General features: G+C 66.9%; 18 protein-coding genes and 4 pseudogenes. 12 read left to right on the top strand and 10 right to left on the bottom strand.

What is annotated here, in order from left to right:
- Positions 1-265 precede the first annotated feature (265 nt).
- Positions 266-718 (top strand): winged helix-turn-helix transcriptional regulator, encoded by a 453-nt coding sequence (locus tag BCF44_RS48765; RefSeq protein ID WP_116181411.1) that lies wholly within the window; start codon positions 266-268, stop codon positions 716-718.
- A 15-nt stretch (positions 719-733) separates the two neighbouring features.
- Here BCF44_RS48765 and ribD read toward each other — a convergent pair whose 3' ends face one another.
- Both ribD and BCF44_RS48755 read right to left on the bottom strand, forming a co-directional pair.
- Positions 734-1,621: a bifunctional diaminohydroxyphosphoribosylaminopyrimidine deaminase/5-amino-6-(5-phosphoribosylamino)uracil reductase RibD gene (ribD, locus tag BCF44_RS56210; protein WP_211353589.1), complete on the bottom strand. Its 888-nt coding sequence runs from the start codon at positions 1,619-1,621 to the stop codon at positions 734-736.
- Positions 1,618-2,793 carry a helix-turn-helix transcriptional regulator gene (locus BCF44_RS48755; protein ID WP_116181410.1) on the bottom strand — a complete coding sequence of 392 codons (1,176 nt, stop codon included), beginning with the start codon at positions 2,791-2,793 and terminating at the stop codon, positions 1,618-1,620. The genes ribD and BCF44_RS48755 overlap by 4 nt, the downstream gene beginning before the upstream one ends.
- A gap of 235 nt (positions 2,794-3,028) precedes the next feature.
- Between BCF44_RS48755 and BCF44_RS48750 the strand changes: the two genes are divergently transcribed.
- From BCF44_RS48750 to BCF44_RS48735, 4 genes are all read left to right on the top strand, one after another.
- Complete coding sequence (locus BCF44_RS48750) at positions 3,029-3,502, top strand: hypothetical protein (RefSeq protein ID WP_116181409.1); 474 nt, start codon at positions 3,029-3,031, stop codon at positions 3,500-3,502.
- 31 nt (positions 3,503-3,533) lie between these two features.
- Positions 3,534-4,376 (top strand): SAM-dependent methyltransferase, encoded by an 843-nt coding sequence (locus tag BCF44_RS48745; protein WP_116181408.1) that lies wholly within the window; start codon positions 3,534-3,536, stop codon positions 4,374-4,376.
- Positions 4,377-4,403: 27 nt separating this feature from the next.
- Entirely contained in the window at positions 4,404-5,474 is a 1,071-nt protein-coding gene (locus tag BCF44_RS48740) for a hypothetical protein (RefSeq protein WP_116181407.1), read from the top strand.
- A 203-nt stretch (positions 5,475-5,677) separates the two neighbouring features.
- Positions 5,678-6,730 (top strand): hypothetical protein, encoded by a 1,053-nt coding sequence (locus BCF44_RS48735; protein ID WP_147328970.1) that lies wholly within the window; start codon positions 5,678-5,680, stop codon positions 6,728-6,730.
- Positions 6,731-6,896: 166 nt separating this feature from the next.
- Here the strand turns inward: BCF44_RS48735 and BCF44_RS48730 are convergent, their stop codons facing one another.
- From BCF44_RS48730 to BCF44_RS59390, 5 genes and pseudogenes are all read right to left on the bottom strand, one after another.
- Complete coding sequence (locus tag BCF44_RS48730; protein WP_116181405.1) at positions 6,897-7,523, bottom strand: class I SAM-dependent methyltransferase; 627 nt, start codon at positions 7,521-7,523, stop codon at positions 6,897-6,899.
- Positions 7,524-7,615: 92 nt separating this feature from the next.
- Positions 7,616-7,798 carry a ferredoxin gene (locus BCF44_RS48725; RefSeq protein WP_379799421.1) on the bottom strand — a complete coding sequence of 61 codons (183 nt, stop codon included), beginning with the start codon at positions 7,796-7,798 and terminating at the stop codon, positions 7,616-7,618.
- 27 nt (positions 7,799-7,825) lie between these two features.
- On the bottom strand, positions 7,826-8,485 hold the full coding sequence (locus BCF44_RS48720) for a TetR/AcrR family transcriptional regulator (protein WP_211353588.1): 660 nt from the start codon (positions 8,483-8,485) through the stop codon (positions 7,826-7,828).
- A gap of 4 nt (positions 8,486-8,489) precedes the next feature.
- Positions 8,490-9,459, bottom strand: a pseudogene (locus BCF44_RS48715) (cytochrome P450); the annotation flags it as partial.
- 214 nt (positions 9,460-9,673) lie between these two features.
- Positions 9,674-9,988 (bottom strand): annotated as a pseudogene (locus BCF44_RS59390) (transposase domain-containing protein); the annotation flags it as partial.
- Positions 9,989-10,327: 339 nt separating this feature from the next.
- Here BCF44_RS59390 and BCF44_RS57090 point away from each other — a divergent pair.
- The 3 genes and pseudogenes from BCF44_RS57090 to BCF44_RS58855 all read left to right on the top strand — a co-directional run bounded on the left by BCF44_RS57090 (position 10,328) and on the right by BCF44_RS58855 (position 13,779).
- Positions 10,328-12,892 carry a transposase gene (locus BCF44_RS57090; RefSeq protein ID WP_211353587.1) on the top strand — a complete coding sequence of 855 codons (2,565 nt, stop codon included), beginning with the start codon at positions 10,328-10,330 and terminating at the stop codon, positions 12,890-12,892.
- Positions 12,893-13,044: 152 nt separating this feature from the next.
- Positions 13,045-13,356 (top strand): annotated as a pseudogene (locus BCF44_RS57085) (transposase); the annotation flags it as partial.
- 294 nt (positions 13,357-13,650) lie between these two features.
- Positions 13,651-13,779 (top strand): hypothetical protein, encoded by a 129-nt coding sequence (locus tag BCF44_RS58855; protein ID WP_281283251.1) that lies wholly within the window; start codon positions 13,651-13,653, stop codon positions 13,777-13,779.
- 17 nt (positions 13,780-13,796) lie between these two features.
- Here the strand turns inward: BCF44_RS58855 and BCF44_RS48695 are convergent, their stop codons facing one another.
- Complete coding sequence (locus BCF44_RS48695) at positions 13,797-13,976, bottom strand: NAD(P)-dependent oxidoreductase (protein ID WP_116181403.1); 180 nt, start codon at positions 13,974-13,976, stop codon at positions 13,797-13,799.
- A gap of 35 nt (positions 13,977-14,011) precedes the next feature.
- Positions 14,012-15,160 carry a substrate-binding domain-containing protein gene (locus tag BCF44_RS48690; protein ID WP_170218164.1) on the bottom strand — a complete coding sequence of 383 codons (1,149 nt, stop codon included), beginning with the start codon at positions 15,158-15,160 and terminating at the stop codon, positions 14,012-14,014.
- Between the two features lie 136 nt (positions 15,161-15,296).
- Between BCF44_RS48690 and BCF44_RS59385 the strand changes: the two genes are divergently transcribed.
- The 4 genes and pseudogenes from BCF44_RS59385 to BCF44_RS48670 all read left to right on the top strand — a co-directional run bounded on the left by BCF44_RS59385 (position 15,297) and on the right by BCF44_RS48670 (position 17,641).
- Positions 15,297-15,752: a hypothetical protein gene (locus tag BCF44_RS59385; protein ID WP_211353586.1), complete on the top strand. Its 456-nt coding sequence runs from the start codon at positions 15,297-15,299 to the stop codon at positions 15,750-15,752.
- 16 nt (positions 15,753-15,768) lie between these two features.
- Positions 15,769-16,178 (top strand): annotated as a pseudogene (locus BCF44_RS48680) (transposase family protein); the annotation flags it as partial.
- 381 nt (positions 16,179-16,559) lie between these two features.
- Positions 16,560-17,198, top strand: a complete 639-nt coding sequence (locus BCF44_RS48675; protein WP_147328969.1) for a hypothetical protein — start codon at positions 16,560-16,562, stop codon at positions 17,196-17,198.
- 77 nt (positions 17,199-17,275) lie between these two features.
- Positions 17,276-17,641, top strand: a complete 366-nt coding sequence (locus BCF44_RS48670) for a hypothetical protein (protein ID WP_147328968.1) — start codon at positions 17,276-17,278, stop codon at positions 17,639-17,641.
- Between the two features lie 522 nt (positions 17,642-18,163).
- Here BCF44_RS48670 and BCF44_RS48665 read toward each other — a convergent pair.
- The gene (locus BCF44_RS48665) at positions 18,164-18,424 is read right to left on the bottom strand and encodes a hypothetical protein (RefSeq protein ID WP_116181399.1); all 261 of its coding nucleotides are present in this window, start codon (positions 18,422-18,424) and stop codon (positions 18,164-18,166) included.
- Between the last annotated feature and the right edge of the window lie 311 nt (positions 18,425-18,735).

Below are 18,735 nucleotides of genomic sequence, written 5' to 3'. Positions count from 1 at the left end.
GACGCCACCCCACCTACCCATAGTCGCATGTAGTCGATGTGCAGCCGTCCAACAGAAGCATTGCTCACGCTGGAACCCAAGACGGAGCCATCCCCAGGGAATCACTCGATTGGAGTAGCCCGGCGTAGGCATTCAGCTGGAATGACATCGATTACCGAATGTCACCCGACGAGAAACCAGCCTGCAGATACTAATCCCTTCGAGGGAACTCCCGTCGCATAGGACAGCGCGTAGTTGCCAAAATCAGAGACCGTACGGACACACCATGACCAGTACAGTGACCACATCACATCCCCCACGCGAACGAGAGGAACATTCGGATTCAGCGGCCGGGTGCGACGAGGATCGCGCCGATGTTCCACACGAACACGGCGCGGCTCTGCTCCAGTCCCTGCTCGACCTCCGTCAGCTACTGGCTGGCGAGTGGAACGCCGACATACTGGTGGTTCTTCAGGCAGGGCCTCGGCGCTACACCGAGCTCCTCGAAGCCGTCCGGACGAGCACGGCTGTTGATCGGCGCACCGGACGGTGTCGACATGCCCAGACCCGTACGTTCGTGTACACGCTTCGTCGAATGGAAGCCGACGGCCTGATCACCCGACGCGAGCAGGAAAGCGTCTGGCCGCGCCAGGTCCTCTACAGCCTGACGCCGACGGCGTCCCAATTGCTGTCATCTCTCACGGCGCACCTCGGCAGCCCACGCCGCGCGACGTCGTAATGGCATCCCGCCCGGCTACAGACGATCTGCGAGCGCCGCCCCGACCAGGACGCCCTCCTCGAGCCTGCGGACTGACCGAAACTGGAAACCATCGGGTATGAGCTGATCGACCAAGGTCACGATGTTCGAAGGCGCTGTTTCGCCCACGTACATGAAGATCTCGTCGACGAGGCCATGGTCGACGTACAGTGCGGCGACCTCAGGGCCACCATCAAGCAGGACCGTCCGCACACCCGCCTCGAACAGAGTCCGCAGCCCGCCCGCAGGGTCACCGACAGATCGCGGCAGAGAGAACGCCGTGACACCGTGCTGACCGGGACGGCCTTCTTGCAAGCTGCCCGAACGATCCAGCACGGCATCGACGCCGGCGCGAAGGCCAAGGGCGACGAATTGCTGCCGACAAATCGGCCCGATCCCCTCCTCTGCGACTTCATACGCCCAAATCACCTTGGGGCGACGGGTGTTCAGCGACCTGAGCCAGGGCCCCAACACAACCTCTGCCTCATCGGCGAGGACGCCGACCTCCACGTCAACGCCGGCATCCCGCATGCGCGCGGCGCCACCGGCACCCCGCGACGTCGGATCGATGACCGCGATCAGCACACGAACGACGCCAGCGTCAATCAGAGCCTGGTGGCAGGGCGGAGTTCGACCGAAGTGATTGCACGGCTCGAGGGTGACCACCGCGGTACCCCCAGCCGCGCGATCACCCGCTGCCTGCAAAGCGTGCACCTCGGCATGGGACTCGCCTTTGCGTCGGTGGTATCCCTCGCCCACTGGGCGATCGTCCGGCCCGAGGATCACGCAGCCGACCGGTGGATTGGGGCTGGCGGAGCCGAGGCCCAATGCAGACACAGCTATCGCCCGGCGCATCGCGTCGAGCTCGACCTCTGACGGCGTCATGCAGCTTCACGAAGGTCGTCGAGCAGATCCCTCACCGCGGGGATTCTCTTATGTCTGTTGAGCTGCCTGCCCAGTTTCGACACCTCCTGCTCGGTACGGATCGACCCCACGCTCCGTGCGATGGCCAGTGCTTCCCGACCGAGAGTCGCAGCCTGGTCCGGATGGTTCATCGCGAGGTGGGCCTGCGCGAGCCGGCCAACGGCAACCCCGCGGTCGCGCCGATAGACAGGTGGAAGGTCCGGCAAAACGCTCTCGAACAACTCGACCGCTCGAACCGGCTTTCCCAGAACGACGAAGTACTGGGCACGTTTCAGTTCAAGATAGGCAGGCGTGCAGAACGAACCGTGACCTTGTCGCGCATCGCCGGACGTTTCGGACGCAGCCGAGGCATGCGCCGCCTCCAGCATCCGGTTCATGAGGTTCTCGTCCCCTGCGAGCGCGTGCCCGTGCGCCTGCTGCTGGAGGATCGCGGCCCACATCGGCGTGGCCCCGGTGGCCGCCTCACGACGCGCGGCCGAGGCCAGCCCCAAGGTCCCACCCGCGTCTCTGTTCGCAGCGGCGTGCTGGCTCTTGCGGAACAGCGTCCAAGCCAGCATGTTCCGATTGCCTGCCTCGTACGACCAGGACATCGCACGGTCGACCCATCGCACGGACTCGGGCATCCTTCCCGCATCCTCGTACAACCAAGCCGCCGATTCCGCGTACGTGGCGGCCAGTTTCACGAGTTCCGACCGCCCCGGCCCACGCGAGACCGGAAGCAGCTCTTCAATCACGTTGATCTGTTCAAGAACGCCCGTCAACGCCCGCCGAGGGCCAAGCAGATTGTCCGCCTGCACAAGCACATGCCATTGCTCACGCAGGTGGGCGACCACCTCGTCGAGGTGATCCGCAGAACCGGTTGGAAGCCGTCTCACTGCACGGGCTCCACCGAGCAGCGAAGGGTCCGGCCCCGCGGCGTGCCGCGCGGTCTCGGCCAGGACGGTCGTCAACTCCTTGACGCTCACGTCGAGCACACGAGCCAACCTCGGATACACGGGCGGCAACGGCAGCACCTCACCCCGTTCCCAACGACCGACCGTCCGCCGGTCCACACCGAGTTCCGCAGCCAAGGCCTCCTGAGTGAAGCCCGCCGCGTTACGCAGCCTGGTGAATGGACTCCCACGCCTGGCCATAGCGCAACTCACCCCTTCGTGTGACCAGTGTCCATAGTACGCCGATCATCCTTGCAGGTGAAGACGACGCGCGCCCCATACATGTCCCATTCGTGTCCCATTCCCGCCGTGGCCTCATTCGCAGCGCATTGCTGTACTCCCATCGACGTAACCCTTTGTCGATGGGAGGGATTCCCGTGATTGCCCGATCGCGCACCACGGGCCTCGCCGTCCCGAAACAAGCGGAGTGTGCAGGATGAACCAGCAACGGCTGACCGAAGTCCGCGGGTCCATCCTGAGGGATCTCCACACTTTCCTTCACGCCTTCGACCACGGGGACATCGTCGGAATCCCGGTATTCGGCACAGCCGACCCGGGTGAGATCCAACTGCGCCAGGCCGGGGCACTCCTCGCACTCCTCCTCCAGCACCAGGTGGACGAACGCGGACGGTGCACTCGATGCCGGCCTGTCCGGTCGAACAAACGTCACCTGCCACGTTGGCCAAGGCGAAAGGCCCTATGCCAGGTCTGGAAGGTCGCGGTCTTCTTCGCCTCGGCGCCGCCGGAGCAGATCTGGCTGAAAGTACTGCCTCGGATCGGCATCCGCAGGGAGTTGGACAAGATACGAGCCAACCTCATGAATAGCGGCCCGGCCGACGGCACATCGATCCCCGCCCAGGCAACAGACACGGCTCGACACGCCCTACGCGCCAACGACTTTACGGCCTGAACCACCGATCGTCATCAACTGGAGCACCGCAATGAACCCGGTCGGCGACACCGCCAACGAGAACATCCTCGCCCCCGACTGGCAGCCGCCCGGCGTGGACATCGAGCGGGCGAGCGCCGCCCGAATGTACGACTACTACCTCGATGGCTCCCACAACTTCGAGGTGGACCGCGAGACAGCCAAGAGGGTGCTCGCCGTGCTTCCCCAGGCTCGTATGTTCGCCCGGCAGAACCGCGCCTTCCTTCGAAGGTGCGTGCGGTACGGCGCGAACTGCGGCGTCCGCCAGTTCCTCGATCTCGGCTCGGGCCTGCCGACGGCTGGCAATGTGCACGAGATCGCACACGCCCTTGATCCCGATGTCCGGGTCGTCTACGTGGACAAGGACCCGATCGCGGTCGCTCACAGCTTGCAGATCCTGGACGGCAACTCGCACGCCACCTGCATCCAGGAAGACATCACCAACCCGGATCGCGTACTGCACCACGAACAGACGCAGCGACTGATCGACTTCTCGGAACCACTCATGATCTTGATGTGCGCGGTGCTGCACTTCGTGCCCCACACCGCTAATCCGGCCGGCATCGTGGAGGCCTACGCCAAAGCCTTGGCCCCCGGCAGCTACCTCGCACTCAGCCACGCCACCGCGACCGACTACCCCGATCAGGTCGCCGAAGTCGTCAAGATCTACCAGAACACACAGAACCCAGCGCATCTGCGCACCCGCGCCGAGATCACCCGCATGCTCGCCCCGTTCGAGCACCTTGTGCTCCCCGGGGTCGTCTACACGCCGGAATGGCGGCCCGAACACATGGCCGACGTCCCCGACAACCCAGCCGAGTCCCTGGCCTTCGCCGCCCTTGCATACATGCCCTGATCGCCCGCCACCCGGAGCACGTTCCTCATGCCCCATCGCCTTTCGCTGGTCCGCCGAGCTGCGAACCTGCGCCAGAGCTACACCGGCGAAACCGACTCGACCCTGTTGCCCGCCATAGTCGAGGGAATCCAAACGCTCTCCCCAGGCGAACGCGCCACCCTCGCCGAGGTGCTTGATCACGGCTACGAGACCAGGTTGCTCGGCGAGAATCCCTTCCCCACGCTGGATCGGCGGTTCCGCGACGTGCTGGTGCCCGATGCCACCGACGCCGTCCAGCAACAGTTGGAGGCTGGGATTCTGTTCGCGCTCGGGCAGATCGCGCCGTACTGCTGGCCGGAGTCCGAGGTAGTGGCGCCGATGCCGGTCTGCCGGATGGTTCGCCCTGTCAGGGCTGTCGGAGAGACGATCTTGCATCTGTCGGCGGCGACGTTGGCACCCATGCTGGCCGTCTTGGCTCCCCACGTCGTCGACGGCCAGGTGCGTGGACTGGCTGGCCTCCGCGCGACGTTGCACCGCCGCCACATCCAACTTCATCTCGCCGACGGCGGCCCGACTCGAACGGTGTCGCTGTCCAACACCAGCTATCGCCAATGGGTGGCCGCGCTCGCCTTCACCGAAGAGGTCATCGGCCACGGGCAATTGCCTGCGGGCGCCTGCGGTGTGACCGCTGCGGAACGTGGCGCGATTCGTGCCGGGCGGGTTCCCAGTCCCGTAGCGCTGGCCAGCGCGCTGTTGCGCCGCCTGCGCGTGCTGGGCGACACGTTCTGGCTGACCGTCCGCCACGACGGCCCTGACGGGATGCGCCTGGACTGGGCTGGCGGCCGCTCGGCGGCGCAGGTCGCCGCCGCGCTCGCGCACCCCCTGGCCGGTCTTGCCGGAGAGCGGTTCTACGTGACCCATGTGGCCGACGGATCCGTCACGATGATCATGACCGGGGACTGCGGCGAGCCAACGGCGAAGGTGACGCTGCATCAGGCGCCGCTGACGATGGCTCCGCCGTTCACCCGTGTCGACATGTCCGCCGCGTGGACCGAGTTCAGGCGGGTGATGACGGCACCTCATCCCGAACTCGCCGACAGGGTCGCGACGACGCGATGACCGGCTCTGTCCACACGCCGCCACCCCGTGCTTACACAGTAGCGTCCACGCACACAGCCGCAGGGCACCCCGCCCGTGGTGATCGCTACACGCGGCACCGCCGTGCCCGCCTTCGCCGCCGTCCTGATCACTGTGCGCCGTGTTCAGCCCATGCCGAGGCCTGTTTCGGCCTTCCTGCCACGTCATCACGGAGAGTCCCACTCGTGCATCGCCCTAACCTGACCAGAAGGATCGCCGCACTCCGCCATGCTTATACCGGCGAGACCGACGCCACGCTGATCCCCGCTGCTCAGGCAGCGGCCTGCGGATTCAGCCCGCAGCAACGCGACCTGGTGTCGAGCATCCTCGACGGCGACTGGGGCGCCCGCCTGCTCGGCCACCCGGAGCCCATCATCGACACGGCGATCCGGTCCCCTGTCCTGCTCGACACCACCGTGCACCCTCAGCACGAGTTGGACGCCGCTGTGCTGTTGGCATTGGGCCGCGCCCACACCTACTACGGACACAGCCGAGCACTGCCGCAGCGCACGCTCTGCCGGATGGTGCGGCCCACCCGCGACGAGCTGGTCCTCGCGCTGTTCCCACAGACGCTGGCCACGGTGCTCGCCGAACTCCTGCCCCACGAGCGCGACGGGCAACTGCTCGGGCTGGCCGGGCTGCGACTACGACTGCACCGCCGACACGCCGAGCTCTACCTGGCCGACGCCGACCCGACCGTGCGGGTGGCGGTGTCGAACACTTCCTTCCGCCAGGCTGCCGCCGCGATGGCGTTCGCTACCGCCCACACCGGATGCGCGACCACCCCGCACGACGAACCTGCCCCGCTGTCCGAGCTCGAAGAGCTCGCGATCGGGCTGGGCCGCGTCCCGGGCCCGATCGCGCTGGCCAGCGCCCTGCTGCGGCGAGCTGGCCTGTTCGCTGACGCGGACTGGGTCGCGATCGAGGCGGTCGGCTCGAACTGTCTGCGGATCGACTGGTACGGAGGCCCCACGCCGGCTCATGTCGCGGCCCTGCTGACCCACCCGGTCGCCGGTCTGCCCGAGAACCACTTCAACACCGTCACCACCCCCGACGGCACGATCGCCCTCACCTGCCGCGATTTCGACGGCGCCGTCTCGCTACGCCAGCGGACGGGAACAGCTCCGCACCCGCACATGACCGCAGCCTGGGCGGCATACCGGAACGTGATGACCGCGTCGAACCCCGACAGCCTCGCAACTCCCAGCAGCCACGCCAGACAGCGCACGTGGGCGTGAGCGTGTGTCTGACCGCCGGGTGCGGTGCGACTGCACCACGCGCCACACCCGTCAACCGTTCCGACGACCCGAACACCTGGAGAGGAGGACAACCATGGTGCACAAGCCCTGCGATAGGCGTGGCGTCAAGACCTCCTCAGCACAGCGACTGTGACGTCCGCCGACCTCAGACGGCGGTCGCACGGACCAGCAAAGTGCCCACTTCCCCGTCAGCCGGTCCAGCGATGACCGTCGCGATCGCGGTGAAGCCCGTGTAGGCGAGCATGTTTTCCCATTTCTCGGCCGGATAGTTCCAATTGCTCACGGCCGGACCGGCGACGACGCCGACCTCCGTGGCGGGCAGGTGGGAGAACGCGAGGACACCGCCAGTACGAAGTTTGGCGCGTATCGCGGTGAGCAGGATCGGCGGGTCGGTGAACCAGATGGCGCCGAAGATCGAGTACACGACGTCGAAGGCCTCGTTGTCCTCAGCGAGGAAGGTGACGGCGTCGGTGGTGATGAACTCCAGCCCCGGCAGGTGTCCCCACTCCGCGACGGCGGTGCTCGTCCGGCTGGGCGCAAGGTCCACGCCCTTGCAGTTCACCCCCAACGTAGCCAGGTGCGCGAGGTTCGCGCCGCTGCCCGAGCCCAGCTCCAGCACCCGTCGTCCGGCAAGGTCGCCGAGCACGGACTCGTCGGGACCGTGGTCCGGGTATTGGGTCCAGTTCAGCCACGTGCTCGCGCCAGCGGCGTTGACTGCGCGCCGGGGCCGAGAGTTACTCGCATAACGCTCCCACACCTCGACCGCGCTCATTGAGGCATCCTTCCCACCTCAATGGCGCTGGCCCCTTGCGACGCAACGCCTCGGCCGGGCCAGAGCGGCTGCGGACGCGCCGACGATCAGGATCATTCGGTCACCACGACGGCGGCGGCGGGACACGCGCTGACGGCCTGCTGGACGAACGAGTACAGCTCGGCCGGTGGCTGTGCGTCCAGCAGCACGACGATGCCGTCCTCGTCGCACTGGTCGAACACGTCAGGGACGAGCAGCACGCAGGTTCCTACGCCGCAGCACCTGTCCTGGCCCACGATGACCTTCACATTCGATGGTTCCTTCTACGAGTCGTTGGTTGCCGGCGCGAGCCAAAGGCCGACGAGGGCGTCGACGAGGCCGGCCGCGGTGTGGTGCCAGCTGGCACGCGGGGTCGGGGTGTTGTCGGCGAGTGCGCGCTCGCGTTCGGCGACCATGTGCACGAGCAGCTGCCTGGCCATGTGGAAGCGCTCGGCGCGCACGTCGTCCGAGAGGTCCGGCAGGCAGGCGTTGAGCCCGGCCACGATCCGCGCGAGTGACGGTGACGACTGCGTCTCCTCGATGATGACCGGGCGCAGCGTCGGGTCGGTCATGACCTGGGCGCCGAACCGGCCGAACCAGGTGGGACTCCCCACCTCTGCCAGGTGCACGGTCATCGGTCGCACCAGGCAGCTGACCCAGGCCCGGATCTCGGTCTGGTCGCTGATGTCCGCGACCATGCGCTGGCGGATCTCCTCGATCTGCGCCAGGTGCCGGCGCGCGATGGCCCGCACGAGATCGGCCTTGGTGCCGAAGTGGTAGCCGACGGCCGTGTTGTTGCCCTGCCCAGCGGCCTCGCTGACCTGCCGGTTCGAGACAGCCAACAGCCCGTGCTCGGCGAACAGGCGCTCGGCTGCGGTCAGGATCAGCTCGCGGGTCGCGTGCGCCCGCTCCGCCCGTGACGGGTTGCCGTCGATCTTGTTCATCACGTCACCATCGCACCGGTAGTTTCCACGAGCCCATCGACGACGAGCCCCTCGACTCGACGTAGATCTTCCACCGCGATCGCCAGTTCCAGCGACGGGAGCCTGCGGAGCAGCACCTCCAGCACCCCCCTGCAGTTCGGTGCGGGCCAGCGGCTGGCCGATGCACGCGTGCGCGCCGGCCGCGAACGCCAGGTGCTGGTTGGGGGTGCGACCCAGGTCCATTTCGGACGCCCGCTCGAACGCGTTCTCGTCCCGGTTCGCTGCCGCCATGCTGCACATCGCGGTGGTGCCGGGCGGGAGGAGCGTGCCGCCGATCTCGACCTCTTCGGTGAGGTAGCGGGCCATGCCGAGACCCGCATTGGCATCCATCCGCAGGGACTCCTCGACGGCGGTGCGCACCAGCGACGGATCGACGAGCAACGACTCCCAGCGCGTCCGGTCGGACAGCAGCAGCGCGAACAACTTCGTGATCATGCTCGCGGTCGTCTCGTGCCCCGCGACCAGCATGGCGATGCCGGTGGCGACCAGCAACGCGTCGAACGGTGATCAACGCGCTGAGCAGGTCGTCGCCGGGGTCGGCTCGCTTCGCCGCGATGTGCCCCGCCAGGTACTGGCAGAACTCCTGCTCCGCCGCCTTCATCTCGTCCGCGCTGAAGCGGCACGTTCAGCATCGCGTCCGACCAGTGAGAGAACCGGTCGCGGTCCGGCACGCCGAGCATGTCGCAGATGACCCACACCGGCAGCGGAAAACCAAGGCCCGCCTTGAGATCCGCGGACATGCCCTTGGCGATCATCTCGTCGGTGAGCTGCTCGGCCATCGCCGCGATGCCCGGTCGAAGTGCGTTCATCCGCCTGGCGGTGAACCACTTGCCGATGCCGCGACGCCACGTCAGGTGCGCCTCGCCGTGCAGCGGGATCACGGCGGCCAGGTCGTTGGTGAAGATGTCGCCGTCTTCGGTGTCGGCCATGCGGGCAGTCGATCAAGGCCTCTGGTGCCGCGGGCCACCACGGCGGTGAGCCGGATCTGGGAGTAGCCGAACCGCCGTGGTTGGAGCGGTGCTTGCGGTAGGCGGTCAGGTTCGCGGGGCCGTCGGGCACGGTCATCGTGGTGCCGTCGATCGCGCATACCAGTAGCCCGCGCCATCGGATCGCGGGTGCGGTGGGGCCGCGTAGTAGGTCGAACAGCCACCACAGTGGTGCGGTGCCCAGTCGTTGTCGGGCTTGGCGTAGTGCGCTGGCTGTGGGGATCGGGGTCAGTCCGGTGGTGAGTTTGCGCCACACGCCGGGGTAGCCGAGTTCGGGGAACAGGCACGCGGCCAGGAGCAGGTAGACCGCGACGCGGGAGGGCAGGTCGCGCACTCGTGACTGCGTGGTGCGGGTCTCGGTCAGGGCGTGGTCGACCATGTCGAACGGGATGAGTGGGGTGAGTTCGCCCAGGTGGCCCGGCGCGTACGGGCCCTGAGCGACGACGAGGTCAGGGGTGCTGACAGACTGGGTGTGCAACGGAGTTCCTGCTGTTCATCGATCTTGGTCGACGCTGTTCTAGCGGGGACGCCGTTGCTCGTTCCAGACGCCTTGACAGCCGCGGCCCAGCCCTAACTACACGGCATTGGATCTAGATCAGTCATCCGCCGAGTGCGAACGACGCCCGCTCACACGTCGATGCTGGTCCTGTCGAGTGGACCCCTGGCAAAGGTAGCGATCCATCGCCGGTCTTACCGTACGGTTGTCCTGGTGCACGGTTGATCGGGGCGATCGTGGTCGGGGTGAGCGGCGAGCATGAACCAGGACCTACCATTAGAGTCTTCTGCGCGCCTTGACCAGTCCAACACGAGCAACCTTGTGTCCGGCACCGTGTTCGGTGCCAGCATCCAGGCCGGTGTCATCCATGGCGGCGTCCACGTGGTCTCCAGCGTGGACAGCACCGGACTGCCGATCCCCCGCCAGCTGGCAGCGCCACCAGCGATGTTCACCAATCGGCTTACCGAGCTGCAGCGTTTGGACGCGCTGCTGCCGGTATCGGCCGCAACCACGCCGCGGGTGGTGGTGCTGCGGGGTCCAGGCGGCATCGGCAAGACGGCCCTGGCGCTGCAATGGCTTCACTCCATCGCGCACCGGTTTCCCGACGGGCAGCTCTACCTCGATCTCGCCGCATTCGACCGCAGCATGGGCAACGACAGTCCCAGCGCCACCGCGGAAGCCGTCGCGCAGTGCTTGCGCGCGTTGGGTGTTCACCCCGCCCGGGTGCCAGGTGAGCTGGCCGAGCAGGTCGGCCTGTTCCGATCGGTGACGGCCGGTAAGACGATCGCGATGCTGGTCGACAACGCGGTCTCGGCGGCGCAGGTCCGCACGTTGCTGCCGGTCTCAGCGCGGTGCCTGGTCGTGGTGTCCAGTCGGCGTAGTCTGCGTGGTCTGCTCGCCGACGGCGCGGCGTTCGTCGATGTCGCTCCGCTGGAGCACGCGGCGGCGTTGGAGCTGTTGACGAAGGTGTTGGGGGCGGACCGGGTCAGCGCGGAGGTCGGGCCGGCGCGGCAGCTGGTCGGGCTGTGTCACGGGCTGCCGCTGGCGTTGTGTGTGGCCTCAGGTCAGCTGGCCTATCGCCCGCAGCAGTCGTTGACCCAGGCCGTGGACGTGCTCGCCGACGAGCGTGGCCGTCTGGCGGTCATGGCCGAGGACGAGGACGTGTCCGTGCAGGCGACCTTCGATTCCTCCTATCAGGCGCTGCCTGAACCGGCCACGCGTGTGTGTCGGCTGATGGGACTGCATCCCGGACCCAATTTCGGGCTTCCCGTGGTCGCCGCGGCCCTCAACGTGGAGCTGACGCAGGCCAGGCAATGGATTGACGTTCTGGTCGATTCCAGCCTCCTGAGCGAAATCGGGCCCGATCGCTTCCAGTTTCATGATTTGCCGCGCGTGCATGCCGCCACGACCGCGCGCCGAGTGGAAGCCGCGCTGGAGCAGGAGCGCTGCCTGCTGGCGATGGCCGAGTGGTACCTGCACGCCGCCCGGGCCGCCTATCGCGCGGTGGTGCCGGCGCGGCGCCAACTGCCCTACCGCTACCGCACTGACGCGCACCGCGTCGTGGTTCCCGACCAAGCTTGGTTTCACGGTGCGGCGCTGATCAGTAGCATGATCAACCTTGTTCACAGGCCGGCCCAGCTGCCGAGGTGCCCGTTGTCCGTCCGTCTCCGTTCCGACAAGCAGGTTCCGTCTCTGACCGCGCAGGTCGCGCGGGCGAGCAACCCGGGCGGGACGACAGCGATGTGGGTCAAAGATCGGCTGAACGGGCTCTGGCACGACGAGGACTTCCTCGACTGGTACCCGCGCGATGGACGCCCCGGCCTCTCGCCCGCTCAATTGGCCACGGTCTGCGTACTGCAGTTCCTGCTCAACCTGTCCGACCGTCAAGTAGCCGAGGCGGTGCGCTGCCGCATCGACTTCACGTACGCCCTGGCCATGGAACTCGACGATCCAGGCTTCCACCACAGTGTCCTGACCGACTTCCGTGACCGCCTCGCCCAAGGAAACCGCGCCGACCGCCTGCTCGACCTCGCACTGGCCCGCCTCAAACAGGCAGGACTTGTGCGCGAACGCGGCACGCAACGCACCGACTCCACCCATGTCCTGGCCGCGGTGCGCGACCTGACCCGACTGGAGCTGATCACCGAAGCGATCCGAGCCGCGCTGGTAGAGATCGCCGACGCCGCCCCGCAACTGCTACTCGGCTTGGTGGACGAACCGTGGGGACACCGCTACGGCCGCCCGATACGGCTGGGCAACAACCCCACCCGACCCAAGACCAGGATCACAGTCGCCGGCGATGACGCCTTACAGCTACTGGAACATCTCCGCGCGCACGGGAGGGGCCACGCGTTCGGTCCCCGTGTCCAGACCCTCCGGCAGATCGTCGTGCAGAACTACTACCGCGACGGGGCGGGGCGGCTGCGCTGGCGCACCGGCGACGATGGCGGGCTGCCGCCTTCATCCCGCGCGATCGTATCTCCCTACGACCCCACCGCCCGCTACGCACGCCGGGGGCAGACCACCCGCTGGAAGGGATTCCTCACCCACCTCACCGAGACCTGCTCGTCCGAGGGCGCGAACGTGATCACGGACGTGGCCACGACGGCGGCCACCACGAACGACACCCAGGCCCTGCCCGGCATCCGCACCCGCCTCAAACGCCGTAGCCTGTTGCCCGCCGAGCACCTCGTCGACGGTGGTTACACCTCCTTGGTCCACCTGGAACACGCCGCCCGAGAACACCAGGTCACCGTCACCGGACCGCTGCCAGGCAACCCCACCCGCCAGCACCGCCGCAACGAAGGCTTCGACCGATACGACTTCCACATCGACTTCGACCGCCGGCAGGTCACCTGCCCCCAGGGACAGGTCAGCAGGGGCTGACACGGTCCCTACCCGACATCCTCGCCCACCTCCGCCCCGCTGATCGTGGCACGGTTCACCAAGGCCCAATGCCAGCCCTGCCCAGTTCGCGCCCAGTGCACCACATCCCGTGACGGCGCCCGCAACGTCGGCTTTCCCCGCGAGAACTCCGCGACCTGCAAGCCCGCGTCCGCGCCGAACAGCACACGCCCGACTGGCAAGCCCGCTACGCGGTTCGCTCCGGAGTGGAGGGCACCGTCAACGAGTTCGCTCATGGGCACGGCATGCGTCGCTGCCGCTACCGGGGACAGCCCAAGGCCCACCTGCAACACGTCTTCACCGCGATCGCCGTGAACATCGAGCGCCTCAGCGGCCTGCCCTCGCCCGGCGACACAGTCCCGCCCCGGTCGCCGACCGCCCTCCAGGACTTCCTGGACCAGCATGGGGTCCCTCGACTGAAGTCCTGGCGGGCCGTCAGCAGCTGATCCCGACGACTACAAGATCACCGACAGAGTCAAGCGAGTGCATCCGGATCACCTCGTCGGGCAAGGTGCACTAAGCAACCGACCAGCCCTGCACGACCAGCTGATCACTACGCATGGAAGCCAGCCCGACGCGGGCTGGCTTCCATGCGTGCCGAAACTGCACCCAAGCCCAACAGAAACCCGCCTCGTGGGCAAGGAAAGCCGACGCACCGCAACTTCTTACCGTGCATGGAGTCAGCCACTGGACAGGTGATCCGCACCATGGCGTAGGTCGTCGCCGCACAGCTGTCGACGATGGCCCGGAGGCTAGTCTGCTATCCCTGGCTCGACGCCACATTGGACGCCGTCGTCGCTGCGAACGTCGACATGACCGCCGTCTCGTACGCCCTCGGGATCGATTGGCACACGCTGGGCAGCGGCTGAAACCAGATCGAGCGGCTCTACGGAAGCTGGCCGACCAGTTGTGCTGGGACCGGAGTTACTGGCACGTGGACGGATACGATGTCGCTGATGCGCAGCAACTCCTCGAAGCCGACCGCCTGGGACAGCTTCTCATCGCCCTTGCCGGGGTCGTAGTGCCGCACCTGCATCCCGAAGCCTTGCGCGGCGAGCGAGCACATGGGCGACTCAGCTCGACCGGCTCCAGCATCGGGTTTCACATGCCGTTCCAGATCTTCCGGTAGACGTCCCGGTAGCCCGACTGCGGGTCAAAGACGTCGCCTGCGGGCACGTTCCGGTGGGTGATCAACGCTGGCGTGGCGACGAACCCGGACGGCGAGCGGCCGGCGAAGGCACGGTTGAGTTCGTCGACCACCTGCCAGCCCTGCAGCACCAACGGTTCGGCCACGGTCGCGGCCTGGTAGTCGCCGTCCCGAACACGCTGGAACTCCGTCGCGTCGCCGTCTCCAGCCGCCACCGCCACGGGCGGGCCGGCAGCCGGCCTGCCCGCGTTGCTCAGTTCCGCCTTGGCGTCGCCGACGTAGTTGCCGTTGACCGTCAGCAGGTAACCGAGCCTGGCGCCGTCACGCCGCAGCAACGAGGAAACCAACCCGGTCATCCTGATATCGGTGTCCCCGATCGGGGAGTCTTCAGCGGACAGCACCGTGCAACCCGAACACAAGCCGAGGTACGCCCGCATCGCTTCCGCCTTGCGCGCCGCGACCTGGAACGCCGAGTCCGTCAGCACCGCCACGCCGGCAGTGCCGTTGGAGTCGGCCACCACATACGCCGCGGCCAGCCACGCCACCTGGAGCGGATCGGTGGTGACATTGGTGAACACTCCGGCGGCGGGAATCGGGCCAGGGGCCGAACCCGCGTGCCAGCCCACGACCGGGATACCGAGATCCGCCGCCTGCCTGAGGGTGGCCGTCTGCTCGGTGGCATCGAATCCGCCGAGCACGATCCCGTCGGGCCGGATCGTGACCGCCCGGTCCAGTGCGTCGGCACGGCCCTGGACGGTGCCTTTGCCGTCGATCATGGTGACGTGCCAGTCGATCTCGCTGGCCGCTTCGGTGACAGCCTCGCCGACGGCGCTTACGCCGCCGTTGGTCAGGTCGGCCGCGACGAAGGCGATAGTGCCGCCCTTGCGCTGCGCCCGCGGTCCCTGCGCAGGCGGCACGAACCCGGCCCTGCCGCCGAGACTTTCGGCCACCCGCCACCGCGCATCAGCCAGCACGTCATGGATTCCCGCAGGCACCAAGGCCGCCGGCTCGCTCACGGCGGTGTACTGCGGGCCGCCGGTGCAAGCCGAGGCGAGCAGCCCGGCGGCCACCAATGGAACGATCCTGCCGAACTGCACGCCCACGCCACCTCCCAGTATGTGCCAGGAATTGAACGGAGTGCCGCGTGCGGAAAGCAAGATGCATGGATTAGATTCCGCAAGTCGCTGAGGCAACCGCAGGCGGCCCCGGAGCACTGGCGAGCTCCATAGCGAAGGCGGTGTGCTCTGCTGTCCGAAGCGCGCCGCCTTCGTCGTCGCGGGGTTCAGCAGGTCCGCCCAGCCGGATACGACCGACGCGACGACCCGGCTCGAGGATGCGCTGCCCATCGACCTGAGCGACCTCCGGCCCCACCAGCCGCTGGGCAGCTGCGCCGCGAACTACCGGCGCCATGAACTTCACCGCAGAGCAACCAACCGGCCCCGGCGGCTGGGTAAGACCCAGCGCCGCCGCCTCAACCGCGGAGGGCACCGTCAGGCCAACGCGGCCCTCTACCGAGCTGTACTCATCGGTCTGCGATGGAACCCGAAGACACAGGCATACGTCCGGCGACGCACCGCCGAGGGACTGTCCAAACGGGAGATCATCCGCCGCCTGAAGCGGAACCTCGCCCGCTCGGTCTATCGGATCATCATGACGTCGATGGCTCAGACCGTCCCGCAGCCCTCAACGGCTTGACATACATAGGGGCATCAAACACAAGATGCACGGGGTGAACCTGCAGGTGATCGCCTCCCCGGACGGGACGATCCTGGGAGTATTCGGCGACCTGCCCGGCAGCACCCACGACACCGCAGCCACCCGGATCTGGCAGGTCCTCGCCGCGCTACGCGACGCCGGGCTGATTGCCTTGGGCGACAAGGGCTACCACGGATGCGACCAGACCGGCTACCACGCGATCGCCCCGTACAAGGGCCGTCACAAGCCCGAGTCCCAGAAGGAGGCCCACTGCGCCCACGCCCGGCTGGGCGGCCCCGGCGAACGCGCCAACGGCTAGCTCAAGACCTGGACATCCTGCGCAAGCTCCGCTGCTGTCCCCGCCGCGCCGGCCGACTGGCCGAAGCCATCCGCGTCCTACGGAACTACGAGGTCGCCGTCGAATGAAAAAGGCTCAATGATCACTCACCTCGAGCCGGAACTCGGGGGAGGACCGGCGCAGGATGTTCCAGCGAGATCCAGGCTGGTCGGGTTTTAAGGAATCTCGTCCCCGTTCTTCGGAAATTCGGCGCAACACACCTGACTGTTCAGTGAAACGTTTAAGCTTACCTCATGGACAGAGGAAAGCGCGGTTGGTTGTCCGCTCTTGCTGTGGCTGCCGCGGTTGTTCTGGCAGCCACGACCGACGGTACCGCGAACGCGGCGACCGTGGACAGCTTTCCGAAACAGGACCCCACACAGTGCACGCCCTTCACAGATCACGCGGCCGCGCAGCGTGCGATCGACTCCGGGAGGGCCGCCATCCAGCTGTGGACCAGCCTCTTTGACATGCCCGAAGCCGACAAGCTCTACGAGGACTACCTGTCCCCGGGGCGGGCATCCCTGGTACGCACCCGGATCACCGCCCCACAGGTGCTCGCCGGTTTCCGCAACGCGCAGGAGACCAAAGCCGCCGTCGGCGACCTGGTCGGCGAACTCGTGGCCAAACTCCCCAGTAAGGCCCCAGTGTTCGGCGCCGACCAGGATCTCCGCCAGGTGGGCCTCGGACAGAACGTCCCGATCTCCTGGGGTAACCTGGAGACCTACCCAGGATTCCTGGCCGGCGGCCTCAGCGGGGTGGAACTGCCTGGTGGCACCACCATCCCAGACCGTCGAGACATCTTCGGTAAGTACACACTGGCCAAGACCGCAGCGCAGGGGCACACCAAGGTCACCCTCACCGTGCACGGGCTGATCCTGCGAGTCCTCGACTCGGTCGACTTCTGCCCCGGCAACCTCGGCACCGGCATGATCCGCGACGTGGCACTGGGGCTCAGCCGCCTGGAGCGGACCCCGTACCAGGACGGCAGGAAATGCGGTCCCGACTCGAACTGCACCGTCGCCAAGCCGGTGCAGTTCGAGGTCGCCCTGCCGCTGGATGACGTATCCATCGACGTGACGAGCAAATTCGTCGGCCGCGAGTCCTGATCCGTTCCTCGGCGTGTTCGCGGACCTCCGTCGTTCGATCGGTTCAGGTAAATATTCTATGAACGGATGGTACTCTGTTGTTGCGTTCCCTGGGTAAAGCGTTGGCAGCCGTCGCGGCTGCCGCAGGTGTAGGCGTCATCATGCCCGGATTGGCCCACGCCGACATTCCGTCGGCGCAGGTCCAAGTCTGCACGACCGCACCGATGGCGATCCATGCCCAACTGTCGGGGCCGAATCAGATGGGTAACACTGTCGCGTCGAGGGCGTTCACCGTGCCACCCCGCGAGGGGTGTTTCACTTATGCCAACTGGTGGTGGCAGAAGGGGACGCCCCTGATGGTCGTGCATGGCGCTTCGTCCGTTGAGGCGAGCTGGACGGCCGACACGTTCACGATCCCTAGTTCCTTCAACGGTGCGGTCTACACGGTTTGGGTCACGGTCTAGTTGTATGAGGCCACGACGTTGGTGACGATGTGTCGGCTTGAACACAGGTAGGACCTTCAGGCGGGGTGGGTGTTGCTGACGCACCCAACCACGCACTGAAGGTCCTCCCATGCAACGTAATGTCCGCGCCACCCCGTAAGCACGCCGGCTCATCACCATCCGCGACCACGCCGGATTGCCAGCCGCGCGCATCGCCGAGCAACTGGGCATCTCCAACGCCACATGTACTGTGCCACAACTCGATGCCGAGGCCGTGACCTGGCGTTTCGTTTCCGTCTGAGGCCAGGCATGATCACCATCCGTGGTGTTCCGTCTGCTGTACTTGATCACCGTCCGGGTACTCGAATGGTTGGCGTTGCTCTCCGGCAGTAGGACTGCGTTGATCACCGAGGTGCTGGTGCTGCGCAGGAGGTCGCGGTTCTACGGTGCCAGGCGAACAGGTCCCGTGCTACTGGCCGGACTGGGCGGTCCTGTCCACCCTCGCCAGGACGCTGCCGCGTCAACAGCGGGTACATCGGATCGTCACACCAGCCACGCTGCTGGCCAGGCACCGGCATCGGGTCCGAAAGAAGTGCACGGGCACTCCTCGAGAAGGAACTCCAGAGGAAGATCAAGGTCCTCTGACACGAAGCTCAGTGCCGACAGCGCCTGCGCAACACCCACCGCCAACTCCTCAGTGGACAGAGCAGCCAACAAGCCAGCGTGGTCATTTTCCTCCTGCGCCAACGCACTCAGCAGACCGGCCCCCGGCTCCGTACAGACGGTGACCGCATTCAGGATCATCTGACGGAACTCAGGATCCCTCGACTGCCTCGACCTCTCTCATCCACCACGTGGTCACGTCGTCACCTGGCGCAGGCTCCTCACGGGGACCCTCACCGGCCGGCCCGGACGGTCGATGACCCCCTTGGGTGTAAACCGTGGACGACGTGGTGCGTCGACCTGCGGAAACGTGACTTCCGCAGGTCGACGCGGTTCCGTTCAGCGCGCATGTCCGCTCCCAAAGGACGTTGAGCCGTACGGAGAATTCTTCTAGGCACGCCATGCGGTAGCCAGCTCACCGACGTAGTCGAGCATCGGCGTCGCCGCTCCCG

This window comes from Kutzneria buriramensis, assembly GCF_003387475.1.
GTDB classification, from domain to species: Bacteria; Actinomycetota; Actinomycetes; order Mycobacteriales; family Pseudonocardiaceae; genus Kutzneria; species Kutzneria buriramensis.
The sequence above is the reverse complement of the archived record's forward strand: the minus strand, read 5'-3'. Positions and strand labels throughout refer to the sequence as shown.

What these genes read in the sequence shown, in the direction of transcription:
- BCF44_RS48765 (WP_116181411.1), top strand. Translation starts at nt 266, where the DNA reads ATGACCAGTACAGTGACCACATCACATCCCCCACGCGAACGAGAGGAA.
- ribD (WP_211353589.1), bottom strand. Translation starts at nt 1,621, where the DNA reads ATGACGCCGTCAGAGGTCGAGCTCGACGCGATGCGCCGGGCGATAGCT.
- BCF44_RS48755 (WP_116181410.1), bottom strand. Translation starts at nt 2,793, where the DNA reads ATGGCCAGGCGTGGGAGTCCATTCACCAGGCTGCGTAACGCGGCGGGC.
- BCF44_RS48750 (WP_116181409.1), top strand. Translation starts at nt 3,029, where the DNA reads ATGAACCAGCAACGGCTGACCGAAGTCCGCGGGTCCATCCTGAGGGAT.
- BCF44_RS48745 (WP_116181408.1), top strand. Translation starts at nt 3,534, where the DNA reads ATGAACCCGGTCGGCGACACCGCCAACGAGAACATCCTCGCCCCCGAC.
- BCF44_RS48740 (WP_116181407.1), top strand. Translation starts at nt 4,404, where the DNA reads ATGCCCCATCGCCTTTCGCTGGTCCGCCGAGCTGCGAACCTGCGCCAG.
- BCF44_RS48730 (WP_116181405.1), bottom strand. Translation starts at nt 7,523, where the DNA reads ATGAGCGCGGTCGAGGTGTGGGAGCGTTATGCGAGTAACTCTCGGCCC.
- BCF44_RS48720 (WP_211353588.1), bottom strand. Translation starts at nt 8,485, where the DNA reads ATGAACAAGATCGACGGCAACCCGTCACGGGCGGAGCGGGCGCACGCG.
- BCF44_RS58855 (WP_281283251.1), top strand. Translation starts at nt 13,651, where the DNA reads ATGGCCCGGAGGCTAGTCTGCTATCCCTGGCTCGACGCCACATTGGAC.
- BCF44_RS48695 (WP_116181403.1), bottom strand. Translation starts at nt 13,976, where the DNA reads ATGTGCTCGCTCGCCGCGCAAGGCTTCGGGATGCAGGTGCGGCACTAC.
- BCF44_RS48675 (WP_147328969.1), top strand. Translation starts at nt 16,560, where the DNA reads ATGCCCGAAGCCGACAAGCTCTACGAGGACTACCTGTCCCCGGGGCGG.
- BCF44_RS48665 (WP_116181399.1), bottom strand. Translation starts at nt 18,424, where the DNA reads ATGATCCTGAATGCGGTCACCGTCTGTACGGAGCCGGGGGCCGGTCTG.